The 18,562-nt window shown below is 58.7% G+C and carries 19 protein-coding genes and 1 tRNA gene; 10 read left to right on the top strand and 10 right to left on the bottom strand.

Going from position 1 to position 18,562, the window contains the following annotated elements; translation table 11 throughout:
* Positions 1 to 194: 194 nt before the first annotated feature.
* Genes ACG74X_RS07225 through ACG74X_RS07240 form a run of 4 tightly spaced genes read left to right on the top strand, consistent with a single transcriptional unit; the run spans position 195 to position 3,191 of the window.
* Complete coding sequence (locus tag ACG74X_RS07225; protein WP_411233611.1) at positions 195 to 491, top strand: virulence factor; 297 nt, start codon at positions 195 to 197, stop codon at positions 489 to 491.
* 26 nt (positions 492 to 517) lie between these two features.
* On the top strand, positions 518 to 1,447 hold the full coding sequence (locus ACG74X_RS07230; protein WP_411233612.1) for a methylenetetrahydrofolate reductase: 930 nt from the start codon (positions 518 to 520) through the stop codon (positions 1,445 to 1,447).
* A 5-nt stretch (positions 1,448 to 1,452) separates the two neighbouring features.
* Positions 1,453 to 2,112: an HAD family hydrolase gene (locus tag ACG74X_RS07235; RefSeq protein ID WP_411233614.1), complete on the top strand. Its 660-nt coding sequence runs from the start codon at positions 1,453 to 1,455 to the stop codon at positions 2,110 to 2,112.
* The gene (locus ACG74X_RS07240) at positions 2,109 to 3,191 is read left to right on the top strand and encodes a methyltetrahydrofolate cobalamin methyltransferase (RefSeq protein WP_411233616.1); all 1,083 of its coding nucleotides are present in this window, start codon (positions 2,109 to 2,111) and stop codon (positions 3,189 to 3,191) included. The genes ACG74X_RS07235 and ACG74X_RS07240 overlap by 4 nt, the downstream gene beginning before the upstream one ends.
* A 92-nt stretch (positions 3,192 to 3,283) precedes the next feature.
* Here ACG74X_RS07240 and ACG74X_RS07245 read toward each other — a convergent pair whose 3' ends face one another.
* Genes ACG74X_RS07245 through ACG74X_RS07260 form a run of 4 tightly spaced genes read right to left on the bottom strand, consistent with a single transcriptional unit; the run spans position 3,284 to position 5,714 of the window.
* A complete protein-coding gene (locus ACG74X_RS07245; RefSeq protein WP_411234184.1) occupies positions 3,284 to 4,111 on the bottom strand; it encodes an ATP-binding protein in 828 nt (275 codons plus the stop codon).
* An 8-nt stretch (positions 4,112 to 4,119) separates the two neighbouring features.
* The gene (tatC, locus tag ACG74X_RS07250; protein ID WP_411233618.1) at positions 4,120 to 5,028 is read right to left on the bottom strand and encodes a twin-arginine translocase subunit TatC; all 909 of its coding nucleotides are present in this window, start codon (positions 5,026 to 5,028) and stop codon (positions 4,120 to 4,122) included.
* The gene (tatB, locus tag ACG74X_RS07255; RefSeq protein ID WP_411233620.1) at positions 5,025 to 5,480 is read right to left on the bottom strand and encodes a Sec-independent protein translocase protein TatB; all 456 of its coding nucleotides are present in this window, start codon (positions 5,478 to 5,480) and stop codon (positions 5,025 to 5,027) included. The genes tatC and tatB overlap by 4 nt, the downstream gene beginning before the upstream one ends.
* A gap of 6 nt (positions 5,481 to 5,486) precedes the next feature.
* Positions 5,487 to 5,714, bottom strand: coding sequence for a twin-arginine translocase TatA/TatE family subunit (locus ACG74X_RS07260; protein ID WP_411233622.1), 228 nt, complete (start codon positions 5,712 to 5,714; stop codon positions 5,487 to 5,489).
* Between the two features lie 185 nt (positions 5,715 to 5,899).
* Here ACG74X_RS07260 and ACG74X_RS07265 point away from each other — a divergent pair, with 185 nt between their 5' ends.
* The gene (locus ACG74X_RS07265; RefSeq protein WP_411233624.1) at positions 5,900 to 6,565 is read left to right on the top strand and encodes a helix-turn-helix transcriptional regulator; all 666 of its coding nucleotides are present in this window, start codon (positions 5,900 to 5,902) and stop codon (positions 6,563 to 6,565) included.
* A gap of 123 nt (positions 6,566 to 6,688) precedes the next feature.
* On the opposite strand, the gene ACG74X_RS07270 is transcribed toward ACG74X_RS07265, so the two are convergent.
* A complete protein-coding gene (locus ACG74X_RS07270) occupies positions 6,689 to 6,940 on the bottom strand; it encodes a hypothetical protein (protein ID WP_411233626.1) in 252 nt (83 codons plus the stop codon).
* A 230-nt stretch (positions 6,941 to 7,170) separates the two neighbouring features.
* Between ACG74X_RS07270 and ACG74X_RS07275 the strand changes: the two genes are divergently transcribed.
* On the top strand, positions 7,171 to 7,623 hold the full coding sequence (locus tag ACG74X_RS07275; RefSeq protein WP_411233628.1) for an RNA polymerase sigma factor: 453 nt from the start codon (positions 7,171 to 7,173) through the stop codon (positions 7,621 to 7,623).
* A gap of 184 nt (positions 7,624 to 7,807) precedes the next feature.
* On the opposite strand, the gene ACG74X_RS07280 is transcribed toward ACG74X_RS07275, so the two are convergent.
* The 5 genes from ACG74X_RS07280 to pdxH all read right to left on the bottom strand — a co-directional run bounded on the left by ACG74X_RS07280 (position 7,808) and on the right by pdxH (position 13,848).
* Positions 7,808 to 11,476, bottom strand: coding sequence for a vitamin B12-dependent ribonucleotide reductase (locus tag ACG74X_RS07280; protein WP_411233630.1), 3,669 nt, complete (start codon positions 11,474 to 11,476; stop codon positions 7,808 to 7,810).
* 528 nt (positions 11,477 to 12,004) lie between these two features.
* Positions 12,005 to 12,081: transfer RNA gene (locus tag ACG74X_RS07285), tRNA-Pro, on the bottom strand.
* A gap of 58 nt (positions 12,082 to 12,139) precedes the next feature.
* Entirely contained in the window at positions 12,140 to 12,580 is a 441-nt protein-coding gene (locus ACG74X_RS07290; protein WP_411233632.1) for a DUF192 domain-containing protein, read from the bottom strand.
* A 20-nt stretch (positions 12,581 to 12,600) separates the two neighbouring features.
* Positions 12,601 to 13,140: a cold-shock protein gene (locus ACG74X_RS07295; RefSeq protein WP_411233634.1), complete on the bottom strand. Its 540-nt coding sequence runs from the start codon at positions 13,138 to 13,140 to the stop codon at positions 12,601 to 12,603.
* Between the two features lie 102 nt (positions 13,141 to 13,242).
* A complete protein-coding gene (gene pdxH / locus ACG74X_RS07300) occupies positions 13,243 to 13,848 on the bottom strand; it encodes a pyridoxamine 5'-phosphate oxidase (protein WP_411233636.1) in 606 nt (201 codons plus the stop codon).
* 167 nt (positions 13,849 to 14,015) lie between these two features.
* Here pdxH and fabI point away from each other — a divergent pair, with 167 nt between their 5' ends.
* The 4 genes from fabI to ACG74X_RS07320 all read left to right on the top strand — a co-directional run bounded on the left by fabI (position 14,016) and on the right by ACG74X_RS07320 (position 18,561).
* Positions 14,016 to 14,822, top strand: coding sequence for an enoyl-ACP reductase FabI (gene fabI / locus ACG74X_RS07305; RefSeq protein ID WP_411233638.1), 807 nt, complete (start codon positions 14,016 to 14,018; stop codon positions 14,820 to 14,822).
* Positions 14,823 to 14,847: 25 nt separating this feature from the next.
* Positions 14,848 to 15,351, top strand: a complete 504-nt coding sequence (gene gpt / locus ACG74X_RS07310) for a xanthine phosphoribosyltransferase (RefSeq protein ID WP_411233639.1) — start codon at positions 14,848 to 14,850, stop codon at positions 15,349 to 15,351.
* Positions 15,352 to 15,474: 123 nt separating this feature from the next.
* Positions 15,475 to 16,671, top strand: a complete 1,197-nt coding sequence (locus ACG74X_RS07315) for an aminotransferase (protein ID WP_411233641.1) — start codon at positions 15,475 to 15,477, stop codon at positions 16,669 to 16,671.
* Between the two features lie 42 nt (positions 16,672 to 16,713).
* Complete coding sequence (locus tag ACG74X_RS07320) at positions 16,714 to 18,561, top strand: peptidyl-prolyl cis-trans isomerase (RefSeq protein ID WP_411233643.1); 1,848 nt, start codon at positions 16,714 to 16,716, stop codon at positions 18,559 to 18,561.
* Position 18,562: the final 1 nt, after the last annotated feature.

Raw genomic sequence — 18,562 nt, forward strand, 5'->3', positions numbered from 1 at the left:
ACCTAAGCGTGCTTTGCGACTATCGCAAGCGTCCTTGCATCCGCATATCAATCGGCGCCTATTCAGCGTGCCGCATCCCCGCGTATCCTTAACTTAACAAAGGGTCGCGGACAGCCGCGGTTAAGTCGAAAACCGACCCTCTGATGGAAATGGGCTCCATTACCAAGACCCTAAGACGACAAAGGAATCAGGTGATGGCGGATGTCACAATTGTGTATTGGCGCGATATCCCGGCGCAGGTCATCGTCGGCAAGGGGCGTCGCGGGGCCAAAGCCCAGTTAAGCGAACGGTTCGAGCAAGCCATAGATCGCGCGGCGATGAAAACCGGGGCGGCTGAAACCGACAGCTATCTTGCCGAATGGCGCAAGGCAGAGCCATATTCACGCGATGGGGACGCGCAGACAATCTGCGACGCGGAGGCACACCGCATTGAAGCCGAATACGACACCGCGCGCCTGAAAGCGCTGATTGATAACGATGGTTGGGCATAAACCCCGTGACCCTGAGGGAGGCCATCATGGCTCTTTTGAACTTTCGCAAACGTGACGACGCCGCGCGTCCGGCCGGCACAGCGCAGCTTGAGGCGTTTTTGAACGGCTATTCCATCGAAGTGATGCCGCGCACCGCCGAAAAAGTGCCGGACTTCAAAGCGCTTCTGGCCCCCGGCACCCGCGTCTATATCGCCCATATCGACGGCACCCCAATCACCGACATGGTCGCCACGGCCAAACGTCTGGCCGAAGACGGCTTTCCCGTCATGCCGCATTTTCCGGCCCGGATTATCGCCGACAAGGCCACGCTGGCGGACTGGATAGCCCGCTATCAGGGCGAGGCAAATGTTGATCAGGCGCTGCTGCTGGCCGGTGGTGTGGCAGAACCGCAGGGCGCGTTTCATTGCTCAATGCAATTGATGGAAACCGGCCTGTTTGACGCTGCAGGTTTTCGTCGGTTGCACGTGGCCGGGCACCCCGAAGGCAGCAAGGATATCGACCCCGACGGCGGGATGGCAAATGTCGACGACGCGCTGCGCTGGAAACAGGCCTTCTCTGAACGCACCGATGCCGACATGGCACTGGTGACCCAGTTTGCCTTCGATGCCGAGCCGATCATCGCTTGGGTGAACGCTCTGGCCGCCGCAGGCATCACCCTGCCCGTCCATATCGGCATTGCAGGCCCCGCCAAATTACAGACGCTGATCCGCTTTGCCATTGCCTGTGGTGTTGGACCCTCGCTCAAGGTTCTGCAGAAACGGGCCATGGATGTCACCAAACTGCTGCTTCCTTACGAACCGACCGATGTTCTGACCAAATTGGCCGTCTACAAAGCCGCCAATCCCGACTTCAATATCGCACAGGTGCATTTCTTTCCGATGGGCGGCATCAAGACAAACGCGCAATGGGCGATTGCCCATGGCGGGGCCTCGACAACCCCTGTGGCCGACAGGTAAGCCCGATGCCCGCACTGCTTTTCGATCTCGATGGCACATTGCTGAACTCTGATCCGATCCATGAACAGGTCTTCAAAGAGCTGTGGCGCGCGCGGGGACTGCCGATGGATGATGCCTTTTACATGCAACACATCCACGGGCGGCTTAACGTCGATGTCTTTGCCGAGTTTCTGCCGGACGAACCCGATCCACAGGCGCTTAGCGCATGGAAAGAAGCACAGTTTCGCGACCGCCTGCCCGATCACTATCCAGCAACGCCCGGCCTTGATGCCATCCTGACCCTGGCTGACGATTGCGGATGGCGAACGGCGATCGTGACCAATGCGATGCGACTGAACGCCTATGCCATGCTGGACGCAATCGGTATGCGTGACCGTTTTGAGGTGATTGTCATCGGCGAAGAATGTGCCCGTGGCAAACCCCATCCGGACCCGTATCTTGCGGCCATGGACATGCTGAACGCGGGTCCCACCGACTGCGTCGCCTTCGAAGACAGCCCCTCTGGCATGCGGTCTGCCGCTGCGTCAGGGGCCTATCCGGTTGGCGTGCGCTCTGGTCTGACGGATGCCGCGCTGCGCGCCGCCGGTGCCCGGATCACCATCCAAGATTTTAACGACCCCGCGCTGTCAGACATCCTGACCCGCCTCAAAGGAGTAGTCGCATGACCCGGACGATTGTCGAGTCTCGGACAAAAACCGCCATCATCGGCTTTGACCAACCGTTTTGCGTGATCGGAGAGCGGATCAATCCAACTGGCCGCAAGATCCTGAACGAAGAATTGGAGCGCGGGGATTTTTCTCGGGTGGAGGCCGACGCGCTGGCCCAGGTCGCGGCCGGTGCAACCATCCTCGACATCAATTCCGGGGCGGTCTTCTCGAACAAGATGGCCGAAGATCCGCGCTATGCCGATAACAACTTTGTCGAACCGAGCCTGATGAAAGACCTGGTCGACCGCGTTCAGGCCGTCACCGATTGCCCGCTCTGCATCGACAGCTCAGTGCCCGGCGCGCTGGAAAACGGCTTGGCCACAGCCCAGGGCCGCCCGCTTTTGAACTCTGTCACCGGCGAGGAAGAGCGGCTAGAGATGGTTTTGCCGCTGGTCAAAAAATACAACGTGCCGGTGGTGGCCATTTCAAACGATGACACCGGCATCAGCGAAGACCCCGACGTGCGCTTTGCCGTCGCCAGGAAAATCGTCGAACGGGCTGCTGATTTCGGCATCCCGGCACATGACATCGTGGTGGACCCGCTTGTGATGCCCATTGGTGCGATGGGCACCGCCGGGCTTCAGGTGTTTACCCTTGTTCGCCGCCTGCGCGAAGAACTGGGCGTGAACACGACCTGCGGTGCCTCCAACATTTCCTTTGGCCTGCCCAACCGGCATGGCATCAACAACGCCTTTCTGCCCATGGCGATGGGCGCGGGAATGACATCGGCCATCATGAACCCGGTGGCGCTTCCTGTGGGGCCCAGGGCGCTGGCGGAAAAGAAAGCAGCGGTCGAGGCCGCAGGGATCGTCTTGCCCGCCGATATGGAGGACGAAGCCTTCTGCGTGATGTTTGGTCTCGGCTCGACCAAACCCCGTCCGGGCAAAGAAATGGAGGCCATCCGCGCCGCCAATTTCCTGACCAATAATGACGATGGCGGTTCCGCCTGGATCGAATTCAACAAACAAGCGCCGAAAGCCGGTCACGAAGGCCGGGGCCGTGCCGGTCGGACGGGCGGTCGACGCCGCCGCGCCTGATTTTCTTCTTTTTGAAAATATGCTGGGGGTTTGGGGGCAAGCCCCCAATCGGTCCGGTTGCGCGGCGACCCGACCCCTTATGACCTAAATCCTTATGACAAAGCGACGCCTGTGCGTCCCGCCAGATCGGTAAAATATTGCCAGGCAACCCGTCCGGACCGTGCCCCACGCGTCGCCTGCCATTCAATCGCTTCGGCGCGCAATGTCTCGTCGTCGATGACAATTCCATAAGCGTCGCAATAACCGCGGATCATGGCAAGGTATTCATCCTGGGTGCAGGGGTGAAAGCCCAGCCACAGACCAAACCGATCCGAGAGCGACACTTTTTCCTCGACCGCTTCGGCAGGATTGATTGCAGAGCCGCGTTCGTTCTCGATCATATCCCGTGGCATCAGATGGCGCCGGTTGGACGTTGCATAAAACACAACATTGTCGGGCCGTCCCTCAACGCCGCCATCCAGCACCGCCTTGAGCGATTTATAATGCTGATCATCATGGCTGAAACTCAGATCGTCACAGAACAACACAAACCGATGCGCCGCATCGCGCAAGACGTTCAATAAACGCGCCACGCTTGGCAGGTCTTCGCGCTGCAGCTCGACCAGCTTTAGCGGCGTGCCCTCGGACAGCACCGACGCATGGACCGCCTTGACCAGACTGGATTTCCCCATCCCTCGCGCACCCCATAACAGCGCATTATTGGCGGGCAAGCCCTTGGCGAATTGCCGGGTGTTGGTCAACAGCGTGTCACGGCTGCGATCCACCCCCACCAAAAGATCCACCGCCACCCGGCTGACATTCGGTACGGGTTGCAGATGATCGGGATCGACATGCCAGACAAAGGCGTCTGCGCTGTCAAAATCGGGCACCGGCAAAGGCATAGGCGCCAGCCGCTCTAACGCGGCTGCAATCCGGTCCATGGGGTCGCTCACTTGCGCGCGTCCTCGTCTTCGTCCTGATCGAATTCCTTCATCAACGGATCGTCGTCCAGATCGTCGTCGTCATCTTCCATCCACAGGCCCTGAGCCCGCAGCTCGGCCTCGCGTTTGCGCTCGACACGGCGCACCAGAAAGATCGACACTTCGTACAGACCGAACACCACAACAAACAGGATCACCTGCGTGATGACATCCGGAGGCGTGACCAGCGCCGCCAGCACCAGAATGGCGACAACCGCGTATTTGCGCACGGCGGCCAGCCCCACCGAACTGACCAGCCCGGCTTTGCCCATCAGGGTCAGCAAGACGGGCAGCTGAAAGCACAGCCCAAACGCGAGAATGAATTTGACCGTCAGGTTAAGATATTCCTGTGCCGAGCCCTGAAACACCACCGAAAGCCCCTGAGCCACGTCCTCGTCGACAATCGCTTCGCCGTCGCCGCCGAATTGCTGAAACCCCAGAAAGAAATCATAGGCCAGCGGCGTGACCACGTAGAACGCAAAGGACGCGCCCAGCAGGAACATGAACGGAGAGGCGATCAGAAAGGGCAGAAACGCACCTTTTTCCGATTTATACAATCCCGGTGCCACAAACCGCCACATCTGTAGACTGATATAGGGAAACGCCAACATAAAGCCGCCAAGAAGCGAGATTTTGATGGCGACAAAAAAACCTTCCTGCGGGCTGATGAAGATCAGGTCGCAATCCTGTCCGCGCGTGGCCAGCACCTGACACAATGGTGCGGTCAGAAAATTGAACACCGGCGTCGCCACGGTGAAACAAATGATCATTCCGACAAGGAACGCAACAACGGAATGGATCAGCCGATTGCGCAGCTCTGCCAGATGCTCGATCAACGGGGCAGAGCTGTCCTCGATCTCATCGGGCGTGGTGTTCATGTGTTGTCTTTCGGCTCTGGTGCAGGCGTTTTGGCGGCGGCTTCCATCTCGGCCAGCTTATCGGCGGCCTGCTTGGCTTCGCGGGCCTTGCGTTCGGCCGCGGCTTTTGCGGCTGACAGCTCGATCTTTTTCTTGGCTTCCTGACGTTCGGCCGACAGCTTGCCGGTTTCGCTCTCCGGGTTGATATCGGTCATCGATTTGGCCGCGTCCTTGACCCCGTCCATGGCCGAGGACACCGGATTGGTTGCGGATTTGAACGTCTTGGCCATATCCGACACGCCCGCATCATCGGCGGCGTCGTTCATCGCGCGGCTGAACTCGCGCGCCATGCCGCGCGCTTTGCCCATGAACTTGCCAAGGTTGCGAAACAGCACCGGCAGGTCTTTGGGTCCCACGACGATCAACGCAACAACGCCGATCACCAGCAGCTCGGTCCAGCCCAGATCGAACATTTTGGCTTACACCTTGTCCTTGTTGGACGTGGTCTCGCTCTCGGGGGTCACGTCTTTGGCGTCGGCGGCATTGGCCTCTTCGATTTCTTCGGTGCCGTCTTTCACGCCCTTTTTGAACGCGGTGATGCCTTTGCCCACTTCGCCCATCAGTGACGAAATCTTGCCGCGGCCAAACAGCACCAGCACCACAACGGCAATCAGCAGAAGGCCGGGAAGGCCGATATTGTTGAGCATGGCTCTCTCCTAACTCGTGTCTCGCCGCAACGCGGCGTGTCTTGATCGGCTTTATCTAATGCCTTTGGGCGTTCGGGAAAAGCGCCAAACACCGTGGAAACCGGGCTTTTCGAAACGATTTTTGTCAAGAGCTTGTCAGCTGACAGGTTTTTGTCAGTATTGTCCCGCCCCGGACGGAGAATCGCGTGAAACGTGCTGACAGATTGTATGCTCTTATGCAGCGGCTCAAGGATGGGCATTTGCACACCGCCGAAGCCATGGCGCAGGATCTGGGTGTGTCGGTCCGCACGATTTATCGCGACATGGACACGCTTGCCGCTTCTGGTGTGCCGGTCGAAGGCGCGCGCGGGTCAGGCTATACCGCGCAGGCCATGATCACATTGCCACCTCTCAACCTGACGCAGAGCGAACTCGAAGCGCTGCATATCGGGTTGGCGGCTGTCGGCGCGGGCGAAACTGAAGATCTGGCCGAGGCCGCCCGCGCGTTGTCGCAAAAGATCGATGCGGTCCTGCCAGAAGATGTCGATAGCCCGACCGGGCGGTTCGGCTTTGCCACCTACCCATTCGCCGAGGCCGCGCAAGGCTTCCGGCACATGCCCGCCTTTCGCAAAGCCATTCGCGCCCGGCAGAAACTTCGGCTCAGGCTTGAGGGCGAAACCGGGTTTCACACCGTGCGCCCGCTGCATCTGGATTACTGGGGTCGGATCTGGACCTGTATTGTCTGGGACGAAACCACCGAGGATTTCGCAACCTTCCGCATGGACCGCGTTCAGGATCTGACACCGGTGCCCGGGTTGTTCGTAGATGAGACCGGAAAGAGCCTGAAAGATTTTCGCGCGCTGCAGTCTTAGCGTCTGCTGCCAATGAGGTCGCGGGTTTGTGTCACGCAAACTGGGTGCGGAACAAACTGGTGAGCTATGCAATGAAACAAAAAGCGCCCCGGCGCAGGTCGCGCCGGGGCTGCCGTTTAGGGTTTACCCGTCAGATGCCGGGATCAGCCCTTCGGTCTGGGCCGCGGCCAGTTCATCCGCGTTCAACAGGCCGTCGCCGTCGGCATCAACTGTGATGAAAGTGTCGGTGGTCATCTCTGGAAGAATGGCCTGTACCTCTTCCAGTGACAGCATCCCATCGCCGTTGCTATCCGCAGCGACGTAGTCTGCCGCTACAGCTGCCATCGGAGCTGCGATCAGGCCCAGTACGAACAACTTGGTCATTGAGAGTTTCATTGAGTGTCTCCATGTCAAACATATTCCGAAGCGCCGCATCATTGCGACCTTCATGGGGTATGAGGCCGAAACCGCGCCCCGCATCCCGCCGGCCCCGAAGTGCGCGCAGACCCGCCAAAAACAGCGGCCAGGATGCGCAAGCCCTTGCTGAAAAAGCGCGGCAGACCGCCATCGGCGGAAAGCCCCGGGCTGGTCGGGGTTTTTCCCGCTGTCATAAAGGCGGCATGGATATGACCCACCTCCCCCGCCTGCATGCCCGCGCGCGCCGTTTGACCCACAGCTCTGCGGATGCCGAGGATTTGTGCCACGATGCCTGCGTCGCGCTGTTAGAGCGCGAAGCCAATGGTGCGCGGATAGAACGGCCCCTGCCCTATATGATGACAGCTCTGCGCCATGCCGCGTCAGCGCGGCTCAAATTGGCGTCGCGTCAGGACGTGCTGGAAGACGACGATCACCCACAATCGGATGATGCCTCATTGGCCTGCTTCTGCACCGAGGTGCTGGCCCATCTGGACACCTTGCCCCAGACCGACCGTGCCCTGCTGCGCCGTGTGGCGTTCGAAGAGATCACACCGAGTGAGTTGGCCAAAGAGCTGAACATCCCGGTCGGCACGATCATGTCCCGCCTGGCCCGCGCCCGCGCCCGGTTGCGGGACGCCGTGGGGATCACGTCTGCGTTCTAAAGGGGCTCTGCCCCCGGCCTGCGGCCTCCCCCGGGATATTTTCAGCAAGAAGAATGAAAAAAAGGGGGCCACTTGGACCCCCTTTGAGTTTCGCTCGTCAAGCTCTCAGTTTATACACCGCTCGGAATAATCTTGCCTGCGGCCCGACGCGCGTCAGAGGCGGGCGCACCCGCCTCGTGACTGGTTAGCTACACCCGGACGTGCCGCCGCAGGTGTTGCACTTCATGCAGGTGCCGTTGCGCACCAGCGTGTAGTTGCCGCAATCGCCGCAGGCTTCGCCTTCGTAGCCCTGCATCTTGGCGCGGGTCACGGCTGTGATGGCCGTCGTCGATGTGCTGGTGGTGTGCGTGGCGACCGCCGTGGCCACACCTCCGGTTTCGGGCACGAGCGTGTTCAGCGCTGTTACCGGATCACCACCGCCGCCAAACGCCACCGCGCTGGATTGACCGCCCTGAAGCACGATCAGTTCTTGCGGCAAGCGCTTACGCAGATAGCCGGTCGAGGAAATTTGTTTCAGCACTTCCAATGACTTGGAGGCCGCTGTTTCGCTGATTTCCTTGACGTTTGAGACGCCTTCTTCTTCTCCGCGGCCGATGTCGTCGAAGGTGGCACCTTCGGGTTTGACATGGGCCAGATCGGTGCGGTCCAGATAGCTGACCGCCAGTTCACGGAAGATGTAATCGAGGATCGACGTCGCGTTCTTGATGCTATCATTGCCCTGTACCATGCCCGCCGGTTCGAACTTGGTGAAGGTGAAGGCATCGACAAATTCTTCGAGCGGCACGCCGTATTGCAGACCGACCGACACCGCGATGGCGAAGTTGTTCATCATCGCACGGAAGCCAGCGCCCTCCTTGTGCATGTCGATGAAGATCTCGCCCAGCGACCCGTCCGCGTATTCACCGGTGCGCAGATAAACCTTGTGCCCGCCGATGACGGCTTTCTGGGTGTAGCCCTTGCGCCGCTCGGGCATCTTTTCGCGTTGCTGGGTGACTTCCTTGATCACGATTTTTTCGACGATCTTTTCGGCCAGCACCTGCGCCTTTTCGGGCAGAGAGCCGGATTCCAGCACCTCTTGGGCGTCTTCGTCGTCTTCGACGAGGGCGGCTGCAAGGGGCTGTGACAGTTTCGATCCGTCCCGGTACAGCGCATTCGCCTTGGTGCCCAGCGACCAGGACAGCTCGTAGGCTTTCTGGCAATCCTCGATGGTCGCATCGTTGGGCATATTGATCGTTTTCGAGATCGCACCCGAGATAAAGGATTGTGCTGCTGCCATCATGGTGATGTGGCTGTTGACCGACAGGAAGCGTTTGCCCTTCTTGCCGCACGGGTTGGCGCAGTCAAAGATCGGCAGATGCTCGTCCTTGAGATGTGGCGCGCCTTCCAGCGTCATCGTTCCGCAGACATGGTCGTTGGCCGCGTCGATATCCGCCTTGCTGTAGCCAAGATGGCGCAGCAGGTCGAAGGTCGGATCGTTGAGCTTTTCGGTCGGGATGCCCAAAACATCGCGGCAGAACTCTTCGCCCAGCGTCCACTGATTGAACACAAACCGGATGTCAAAGGCAGCCGCCAATGCACCATCGACCTTTTCCAGCTGTGCCGGGCCAAAGCCATGACCGATCAGCGAGGTGTGGTTGATCCCCGGCGCATTGCCGATTGTGCCGTGACCGACGGCGTAGGACACGATCTCTTCGATCTGCGCCGACCCGTAGCCCAGCTTTTCCAGTGCTGCCGGAACCGATTGGTTGATGATCTTGAAGTAACCGCCGCCGGCGAGTTTCTTGAATTTCACCAATGCAAAGTCCGGCTCGATCCCGGTGGTGTCGCAATCCATGACCAGACCGATGGTGCCCGTGGGCGCGATCACTGTGGCCTGCGCGTTGCGGTATCCGTGTTGTTCGCCAAGACGCAGTGCCTCATCCCAGGACGACATCGCCAGATCGACCAGCTTGCTGTCCGGGCAATTGGCGTGATCAAGGGCAACTGGCTTGACCGACAGCGCATCATACCCATCCGTTGCGCCATAGGCGGCGTTGCGGTGGTTGCGGATGACGCGCAGCATGTGGTTGGCGTTTTTCTTGTAACCGGGGAACGGTCCCAACTCGCCCGCGATTTCGGCCGATGTGGCATAGGACACGCCGGTCATGATCGCTGACAATGCACCACACAGCGCACGGCCCTCTTCGCTGTCATAACTGTAGCCGAGGTTCATCAGCAGACCGCCGATATTGGCAAACCCAAGCCCCAGCGTGCGGAAATCATAAGACCGCTGCGCGATTTCCTTGGATGGGAACTGCGCCATCATCACAGAGATTTCAAGCGTCAATGTCCACAGGCGTGTGGCGTGCATGTAGTCATCGGCCTGGAATTCGCCGTCCTTGAGGAAGGTCAGCAGGTTCATCGACGCCAGGTTACAGGCCGTGTCATCAAGGAACATGTATTCGGAACACGGGTTTGAGCCGCGAATCTCGCCGTCTTCGGGGCATGTGTGCCATTCGTTCACCGTGTCGTGGAACTGGATGCCCGGATCGGCACAGGCCCACGCCGCGTGGCCCACATCTTCCCACAGATCACGCGCCTTGATCGTCTTGGCGACGCTGCCATCGGTGCGGCGGATCAGCTCCCAATCGGCATCGTCTTTGACGGCCTGCAGGAACGCATTTGTAACGCGGATGGAATTGTTGGAATTCTGGCCCGACACAGAGGCATAGGCCTCGGAATCCCAGTCTGTGTCATAGGTCGGGAATTCAATCGACGCATATCCTTGCCGTGCGTAGTCCAGCACACGCTTGATATAGGTCTCTGGGATCATCACCCCTTTGGCTGCGCGAATTGCGCCCTTCAAGGCATTGTTTTTCTTGGGATCATAGGCATCTTCTTCCAGCCCGTCCCATGTGCCGATCGCGTCAAAGATCGCGTTCAGCATCTTTTCGTGCATCTTTGATCCGGCGACGATGGAGGCAACTTTTTGCTCTTCCTTCACCTTCCAGTTGATGAATTCCTCGATGTCCGGGTGGTCCGCATCGCAGATCACCATCTTTGCCGCCCGGCGTGTTGTGCCGCCCGACTTGATCGCACCCGCCGCGCGGTCGCCAATCTTGAGAAAGCCCATCAGGCCGGAGGATTTGCCCCCACCCGACAGCGGCTCGTCCGCCGCGCGCAGGCTGCTGAAGTTTGTGCCAGTGCCAGAGCCATATTTGAACAAACGTGCTTCGCGGACCCACAGGTCCATGATGCCGCCATCGCCGACCAGATCGTCAGCAACGGACTGAATAAAGCAGGCATGGGGCTGTGGGTGTTCGTAGGCAGAAGAGGATTTGGTCAACGCGCCGGACTGGTAATCGACATAATAGTGACCCTGCGATGGCCCGTCGATCCCATAGGCCCAGTGAAGACCGGTGTTGAACCACTGGGGGCTGTTGGGCGCGGCCTTTTGTGTGGCCAGCATGAACCGCATTTCATCATAATAGGCTTGGGCGTCTTCCTCGGTGGTGAAGTAGCCACCTTTCCAGCCCCAATAGGCCCAGGCACCTGCCAGACGATCAAACACTTGCTTGGACGACGTTTCGCCTGTGCGGTTGGTGGTGTCGCTTTCTGCGACGGACCGCCAGAGAAAGCTGGGGACGCCTTTCTCTTTCACCTTCTTCATGGCAACCGGAACGCCGGCTTTCCGGAAATACTTTTGCGCGATCACATCGCTTGCGACTTGGCTCCAGCTGGCCGGCACTTCGACGTCATCCAGTTTGAACACGATTGTGCCGTCCGGATTGCGAATCTCGGATGTTGTCGAAACGAATTCGATCCCCGCGTATGCATCCTGCCCTGCTTTTGTAAATTTTCTCTCGATTCTCATCCCACCGGTCTCTTTTTTCTAATACTACCCCATGACCCTTTCGGGCCGCGATTGGCACAAACATTCCGGACCCGCGCACGTCATTGCGCGCAGATGAGCCACGTCCAAGCTGTAATCCGGTATACCCGTCCCTGCTGTCGGCGCAGACACTATATGTAGTGGTTGTCCGCTTCGACCTGCACTAATTGACGGAAATGTCTTGCAGTCGTCAACCGAATTTTTAGGAATTTGGACATAGATTTTGGGTTGACCGTCACCAAAGACACAAGCGGTGGTGATTCACATGTGGATGACCGGTGTATAGACCTGTGGAAAAGCCTGGCGTAAAAAATCCCGCTCTTTTCGAAAGTTATCCACAGGCGCTCACATCAAGGATGAGCGCCTTCTTCCGTCGGTTTTGCGCCCCTTGGCGCGACATCCGAATCGAAACCAGACACAGGTGGAATGTTGCCGACCAAACACAGGCAAACCCGACCTCAGATTGGCAGCATAAACATGGCCGCAATGATCGTGATTTGATTTGAAGAATGGTCGGGACGGCAAGATTCGAACTTGCGACCTACGGTACCCAAAACCGTCGCGCTACCAGGCTGCGCTACGCCCCGACTGAGGCGTCGTTTAGCGGTGCCCACCGGAATTGAAAAGTGCTTTTTTGCAATTTCATCAAGAAGCGCAGGACCAGGCAGCAGAATTGGCCGGGATTGCCGGGTGTCGCAATTCGGTGCCGACATCAATGCCCAGCATTTCCGCCAGACCGGCATTGGTTTCCAACACAAACTGAATGTGTGACCCGCCGGCAATCGGCGTCAGGTCTCCGGGGCGGGCATTATGGTGGACGCGTTGAACCACCCCGGCCCCATCTGCAAAGATCATGTCCAGCGGGATTAGCGTGTTCTTCATCCAGAACGACACCGTCTGCTCTCGCTCATATACAAATAGCATCCCCGCCAGTCGCGGCAGGCTTTCAACAAACATCAATCCCTGGCTGCGTGTCTCGGGCGTGTCCACCACATCAACGGTAATCCGGGCAGATCCCCAGTCACCGCGCAAGAACACCGTATCATATGCGCACGTGTCAGACGCCGCGGCCAAGTTCGACGTCATCGCAACGCATAAAGCAAACCCTAGGCCAAACCACTTTCCCACGCGAGCACCTCTACCGCCATGCGCCCGCGCTTGCTGTCAATGGCACGCAGCGCCAGGGCTTCTCCGGGGAACAGATCGGAAAGACCGCAGCGGCGCAAGACTTCGATATGGATAAACACATCTTCCGACCGACCATAAACATTGGCAAAGCCAAAGCCCTTGGTCTTGTCAAACCACTTCACCCGCGCCGGTTCCAAAGACGCGGCTGCAATCTCTTCGGGGGACACGCCGCTGAAATCTTCCAACGGTGCGATATCGTCGCTGTCCGGCGGAGAGATTTCGAGGATTTCAATCGCCTGAAGGCCGCGATCCGTAGCTTGCACGATCACATCAATGCGCGCGCCATCTGCAACCGATCCCTGCCCATAGTTCCGCAATACATTGGCATGCAAAAGAATATCCGGCCCACCGGTATCCGACACCAAAAACCCAAAACCTTTGGAGGGGTCAAACCATTTCACGTGACCTGAGACGCGCTCGTCAACGTTTTCTGCCTGTTCCACGATCTTATCCAACATTTCTTTCCACCTTAGAATGTGGTGTCCGCAACACTTCGTGCAACGTTAAAACACATGAAAACTCCGAGGGAAACAAGGCCTGCATTTCACGTCACGTCAATGTTACGGATTTAACCGCTTAATATCCCATGATTTATTTTCCAAAGCCCGACTCCAGCGAAACCGGTCATGTAACCGAAACGCCCCATCGGCCCAGAACTCAATCTCGGTCGGGGTAATGCGAAACCCGCCCCAGAACGGCGGCCGCGGTGGATTTGTTCCCAACTTGGCGGTCAGTTTCGCCACATCCGCCATCAACTCTGTCCGCGACCCCAGCGGGCGCGACTGTTTCGACGCCCAGGCCCCCAACCGGCTTTTGAGAGACCGTGACGCGTAATAGGCGTCGGCTGTCTCTCCTTCTTCGCGGGTTACGGTGCCGCGCACACGGATCTGGCGGTGCAGGGATTTCCAATGCATCACAAACGCCGCCTTACCTGAGGCCGCGATCTCTTGGCCTTTCTGGCTTTCGTAATTGGTGTAAAAGACAAAGGCGTCGTCTTCGATGTCCTTCAACAGCACCATTCGCACATTCGGCATCCCGTCGCTGTCCACTGTCGACAATGCGATGGCATTCGGGTCGTTAATTTCTTTGGCTTCAGCGTCCTTTAACCAGCTGCGCGCGATTTCAAAGGGGTTGTCGCCGGCAAAAATTCCTGTGCGATCTGTCATGGTACTCTCCATCTTGGGGTCCGGGGTATGGGCGGACATCTGCATTTGTCTACACAAACGTCGAGTCAACAAGCGCCCGTCAGACAAACAGTCACATGCTCGGACTTGCTGCTTTATCCAGCTTCGCCTAAACGAAAATAACAACAGCAATAAGAAGGCATAACATCATGCAAAACGCGATTATGGCTGGCAAGCGCGGCCTCATTATGGGCCTGGCCAATGACAAATCCATCGCGTGGGGCATCGCGCGCGCCTTGGGCGACGCAGGGGCAGATCTGGCCTTTTCCTATCAGGGCGATGCGTTGAAAAAACGCGTTGAACCACTGGCCGCCCAGCTCGGCTCTGACATCGTTCTGCCCTGCGATGTCAGCGATGAGGCCACCATCGACAGCCTGTTCGACGCGCTCAAAACCCGCTGGGACAGCCTTGATTTCATTGTGCACGCAATCGGATTTTCCGATAAAAGCGAATTGCGCGGGCGCTATGTCGACACCACGCGCGACAATTTCAACATGACAATGGACATCTCGGTGTATTCCTTCACCTCTGTGCTGCAACGTGCCGAAAAGATGATGACCAACGGTGGATCGGCCCTTACCATGACGTATTATGGGGCCGAACGGATCATGCCGCATTACAATGTCATGGGCGTGGCCAAGGCCGCTCTGGAAAGCTCTGTGCGCTACCTGGCCGAGGATCTGGGCAAGGACGGCATCCGCGTCAACGCCATTTCCGCAGGTCCGATCAAAACGCTCGCCGCCTCTGGCATCGGCGATTTCCGCTACATCATGAAATGGAACGAATACAACTCGCCGCTGCGCCGCAACGTCACGATCGGCGATGTGGGAAAATCCGCCCTCTACCTGTTGTCGGATCTCAGCTCTGGTGTCACAGGCGAAACCCATCACGTGGATGCAGGCTATCACGTGGTCGGCATGAAGGCCGTCGATGCGCCCGACATGTCCAAGGAATAACCCGCCGTCCCGATAGGAGATCTGCATGACACATCAATTGCCGCACGAAAAAGGCTTCCACGTCAGCTGGGACCAGCTGCATCGTGACGCCCGCGCGCTGGCTTGGCGGCTCGACGGGCAAGGCCCGGATCAGGGGGCCTGGAAAGCGGTCGTGGCCATCACCCGTGGCGGCATGGCCCCGGCCATGATCATCGCGCGTGAACTGGATATCCGCATGGTCGATACGATCAGCGTGAAAAGCTACAACCACCAAACCCAGTCAGAGCCGACCGTCATCAAAAGCCCTGACATGACTGTTGTGGGGGACGGCACCGGCGTTCTGGTGATCGACGATCTGGTCGATACCGGTAAAACGCTGGAAGTGGTCCGCAGCCATATGCCCAAGGCGCATATTGCCACTGTCTATGCAAAACCGATGGGCCGGCCACAGGTCAACAGCTTCATCACCGAGGTCAGCCAGGACACCTGGATCTTCTTCCCCTGGGACATGGCGCTGCAATATGTCGAACCGTACCGGGGCAAAGACTGATCCCGGCTTTCCTCTTGCTGAAAATACCGCGGGGTGAATTGGCCGCAGGCCAAGAGGGGCAGCGCCCCTTCGTCCCCCCTTCCAATCCAGCACGTTTCTGGCGCTAAATGCGAAGTGACCCACATGACCTCCCGGACCCAGACAACCTTTGCCCCACCTGTCATGCAAGCCCGCCGCTGGCTTGCCGATGTGACCTTCTCTGAAGACACTCCGTTGATCAATGTCAGTCAGGCCGCCCCGGTCGACCCGCCCCCCGAAGCGTTGCGCGATGCGATGGCAGAGGCTCTGAAAGACCCCGAAACCCACCTTTACGGACCGGTGCTCGGCTTGCCCGCCTTGCGTGACGCGCTCGCCGCACGGTGGTCGGCACAGTATAAGGGCCGGGTGAAACCCGAAAACGTGGCCATCACCTCGGGGTGCAATCAGGCATTTGCAGCTACAATTGCCGCGATATGCAGCGACGGAGACACGGTCATTCTGCCCACACCCTGGTATTTCAATCACAAGATGTGGCTCGATATGTCCGGCGTGACCGCAGTCGCGCTCAAGACAGGCCCCGACCTGATCCCCGATGTGCAGGCCGCCAAAGCGCTCATCACCGACACCACCCGCGCCATCGCGTTGGTCAGCCCCAACAATCCTGGCGGCGTGGAATATCCTGCCGAAACGCTGCAGGCGTTTTTCGATCTGGCGCGCGCGCATGGGATCAAACTGATCGTCGACGAAATCTATCGTGATTTTGACAGCCGCGATGGCCCGCCGCACGGTTTGGTGTCCGATCCAAACTGGGGTGATACCCTGATCCAGCTTTATTCCTTTTCCAAGGCCTATCGGCTGACCGGGCACCGGGTTGGTGCGATCTTTGCCAGCCCCGATCTGCTGTCCGAGGTTGAAAAGTTTCTGGATACGGTTGCCATTTGCCCGTCGCAGCTTGGCCAGAAAGCCGCGCTTTGGGGGGTGGAACATCTGGATGACTGGCTTGACCGGCAACGCCGCGAAATCCTGGACCGGCGCGCGGCGATTCACGACAACATGCCCCTCCTCACCGCCAAGGGCTGGCGTTTGATGGGGTGTGGCGCGTATTTTGCCTATCTCGAACACCCATTCGCCGCCAGCAGCGCCGATCTGGCCCCTAAGCTGGTGTCAGCGATTGGTGTTCTGGCCCTGCCCGGCACCATGTTCACTCCAGCCGATGACTCCTCCGGGGAGCGGCAAATCCGCATCGCTTTTGCCAATGTGGATCGGGCCGAAATCACAACGTTGTTTGCGCGTCTGGCCAGCCTTGACTGGCCTCTTGCGACGCCGACATCCCCCGCGTAGACACAACGCACATATCTGCATCAGGCACGAGGGACCGTTTATATGGCTATGGGCAAAGGCAAACTGTCAAAGACCTTCATCTGGATTCTTATGGGTCTGCTGTTTGTCGGTCTGGCGGGCTTTGGGGCCACAAGCCTGACAGGGACCGCCCGTAGCGTGGCGACCGTTGGCGAAAAAGAAGTGTCGACCGATGCCTATGTTCTGGCTTTGCGCACCGAAATCAACGCCTTTGCCGCGCAGGCCGGGCGCGCTGTGCCCATGTCCGAGGCCCAAAGCCTGGGTATTGACCGACAGGTGCTGGCACAGCTGATCACTGCGCGGGGCCTTGATAACGAAGCCGCCAATATTGGTCTGTCCGTCGGTGACGACGTGGTGGCCGACCAGTTGTTGCAGGTGCCGTCATTCCAGGGGGCCGATGGCAGCTTCAATCGCGAGGCCTATCGCTTTGCCTTGCGCAATCAGGGTTTGTCCGAGGCGCAGTTCGAAGAACAGCTGCGCGAGGACACATCGCGCACCATTCTGCAGACCGCGATTGTCGCGGGCACCGCGCTTCCGGATACCTATGTCGACACGCTTTTGGCCTTTACCGGAGAAACGCGGGATTTCACCTGGGCGCGATTGGACGGCTCGGATCTTCAAACCGGGTTGCCAACGCCGTCTGATGCGGACCTGCAGGCATATTACGACGAAAACATCGACGCCTACACCCTGCCCGAACTGCGCGACATCACATATGCCTGGATCACACCGGAAATGATCGTCGACACGGTCGAGGTGGATGACGCGGCGCTGCGGGCCGCCTATGACGAGCGGTTCAACGAATTCAATCAGCCAGAGCGCCGTCTGGTCGAACGTCTGGTCTATAGCAACGCCGAGGCCGCGAATGCCGCGATGGAGCGCGTCAATACCGGCACCGCCAGCTTTGAGGATCTGGTTGCGGATCGCGGATTGGCTTTAGCGGATGTTGATATGGGCGACGTGACCCGCGAAGATCTGGGCGATGCCGCCGATGGGGTGTTTGCTGCCGAAACCGGTGCTGTGGTCGGCCCGCTTCCCTCCAATCTTGGTCCGGCCCTGTATCGTATCAATGCGATTCTCGATGCTCAGACCACCAGTTTCGAAGACGCTCGCGCCGACCTGCGCGGTGCGCTGGCGCTTGACCGCGCGCGTCGTGTGATCGAAACGATGGCGCTGAGCATGGATGATGATCTGGCGGCAGGTGCCACGCTTGAAGAAATCGCAGACGGCACCGAGATCACCTTGGGCCAGATCGACTGGTTTCCCGGTGCCGATGGCGACATCGCCGCCTATGACGCCTTTCGCGAAGCGGCGTCTGTTTTGACGGAAAACGACTTTCCCAGCGTTGAGCAATTGGGGGATGGCGGCGTCTTTGCGATGCGCCTCAATCGTATTCAACCCCCGGCCCCGCAGCCGCTTGAAGATGTGATAGATCAGGTGCGCCAGGGATGGGACACCCGCGAACAGACTGCGCAGTTGATGGTCAGAGCAGAAGCACTGGCCGGTTCTTTGGCAGAGGGTGCCACGTTCGAAGACCTGGGACTGACGCCGAATTCCGAAACGGATCTGGGCCGCAACGCGCAGATCACGGATTTGCCTCCCAACCTTCTGGGCGCGGTGTTCGAGATGCAAGACGGCGACACACGCGCGCTTGCCGGGACAGGCGACGTGCTTATCCTGCGCCTTGATGCAATCACACCGGTCAATCGCGACGATGACGATATCGAACAATTGGCCAACGCCCTGCGCAATCAATCGGCCAGCAGCATCGCAGAAGACCTGTTTCGTGCCTTTGCCACCGATGTGCAGATCCGTGGCGGGGTTGAGGTCAACCAGACGGCAATCAATGCCGTTCACGCAATCATTCAATAGA

Source organism: Marivita sp. S0852 (genome assembly GCF_046591575.1).
Classification (GTDB): domain Bacteria; phylum Pseudomonadota; class Alphaproteobacteria; order Rhodobacterales; family Rhodobacteraceae; genus Marivita.

Bases quoted from the DNA above. Each gene is read 5' to 3' on its own strand.
- ACG74X_RS07270 (WP_411233626.1), bottom strand. From the start codon at position 6,940: ATGAAACTCTCAATGACCAAGTTGTTCGTACTGGGCCTGATCGCAGCT.
- tatB (WP_411233620.1), bottom strand. From the start codon at position 5,480: ATGTTCGATCTGGGCTGGACCGAGCTGCTGGTGATCGGCGTTGTTGCG.
- ACG74X_RS07225 (WP_411233611.1), top strand. From the start codon at position 195: ATGGCGGATGTCACAATTGTGTATTGGCGCGATATCCCGGCGCAGGTC.
- gpt (WP_411233639.1), top strand. From the start codon at position 14,848: ATGACACATCAATTGCCGCACGAAAAAGGCTTCCACGTCAGCTGGGAC.
- fabI (WP_411233638.1), top strand. From the start codon at position 14,016: ATGCAAAACGCGATTATGGCTGGCAAGCGCGGCCTCATTATGGGCCTG.
- ACG74X_RS07240 (WP_411233616.1), top strand. From the start codon at position 2,109: ATGACCCGGACGATTGTCGAGTCTCGGACAAAAACCGCCATCATCGGC.
- tatC (WP_411233618.1), bottom strand. From the start codon at position 5,028: ATGAACACCACGCCCGATGAGATCGAGGACAGCTCTGCCCCGTTGATC.
- ACG74X_RS07235 (WP_411233614.1), top strand. From the start codon at position 1,453: ATGCCCGCACTGCTTTTCGATCTCGATGGCACATTGCTGAACTCTGAT.
- ACG74X_RS07245 (WP_411234184.1), bottom strand. From the start codon at position 4,111: ATGGACCGGATTGCAGCCGCGTTAGAGCGGCTGGCGCCTATGCCTTTG.
- ACG74X_RS07230 (WP_411233612.1), top strand. From the start codon at position 518: ATGGCTCTTTTGAACTTTCGCAAACGTGACGACGCCGCGCGTCCGGCC.
- ACG74X_RS07275 (WP_411233628.1), top strand. From the start codon at position 7,171: ATGACCCACCTCCCCCGCCTGCATGCCCGCGCGCGCCGTTTGACCCAC.
- ACG74X_RS07315 (WP_411233641.1), top strand. From the start codon at position 15,475: ATGACCTCCCGGACCCAGACAACCTTTGCCCCACCTGTCATGCAAGCC.
- pdxH (WP_411233636.1), bottom strand. From the start codon at position 13,848: ATGACAGATCGCACAGGAATTTTTGCCGGCGACAACCCCTTTGAAATC.
- ACG74X_RS07290 (WP_411233632.1), bottom strand. From the start codon at position 12,580: ATGACGTCGAACTTGGCCGCGGCGTCTGACACGTGCGCATATGATACG.
- ACG74X_RS07280 (WP_411233630.1), bottom strand. From the start codon at position 11,476: ATGAGAATCGAGAGAAAATTTACAAAAGCAGGGCAGGATGCATACGCG.
- ACG74X_RS07260 (WP_411233622.1), bottom strand. From the start codon at position 5,714: ATGCTCAACAATATCGGCCTTCCCGGCCTTCTGCTGATTGCCGTTGTG.
- ACG74X_RS07320 (WP_411233643.1), top strand. From the start codon at position 16,714: ATGGCTATGGGCAAAGGCAAACTGTCAAAGACCTTCATCTGGATTCTT.
- ACG74X_RS07295 (WP_411233634.1), bottom strand. From the start codon at position 13,140: ATGTTGGATAAGATCGTGGAACAGGCAGAAAACGTTGACGAGCGCGTC.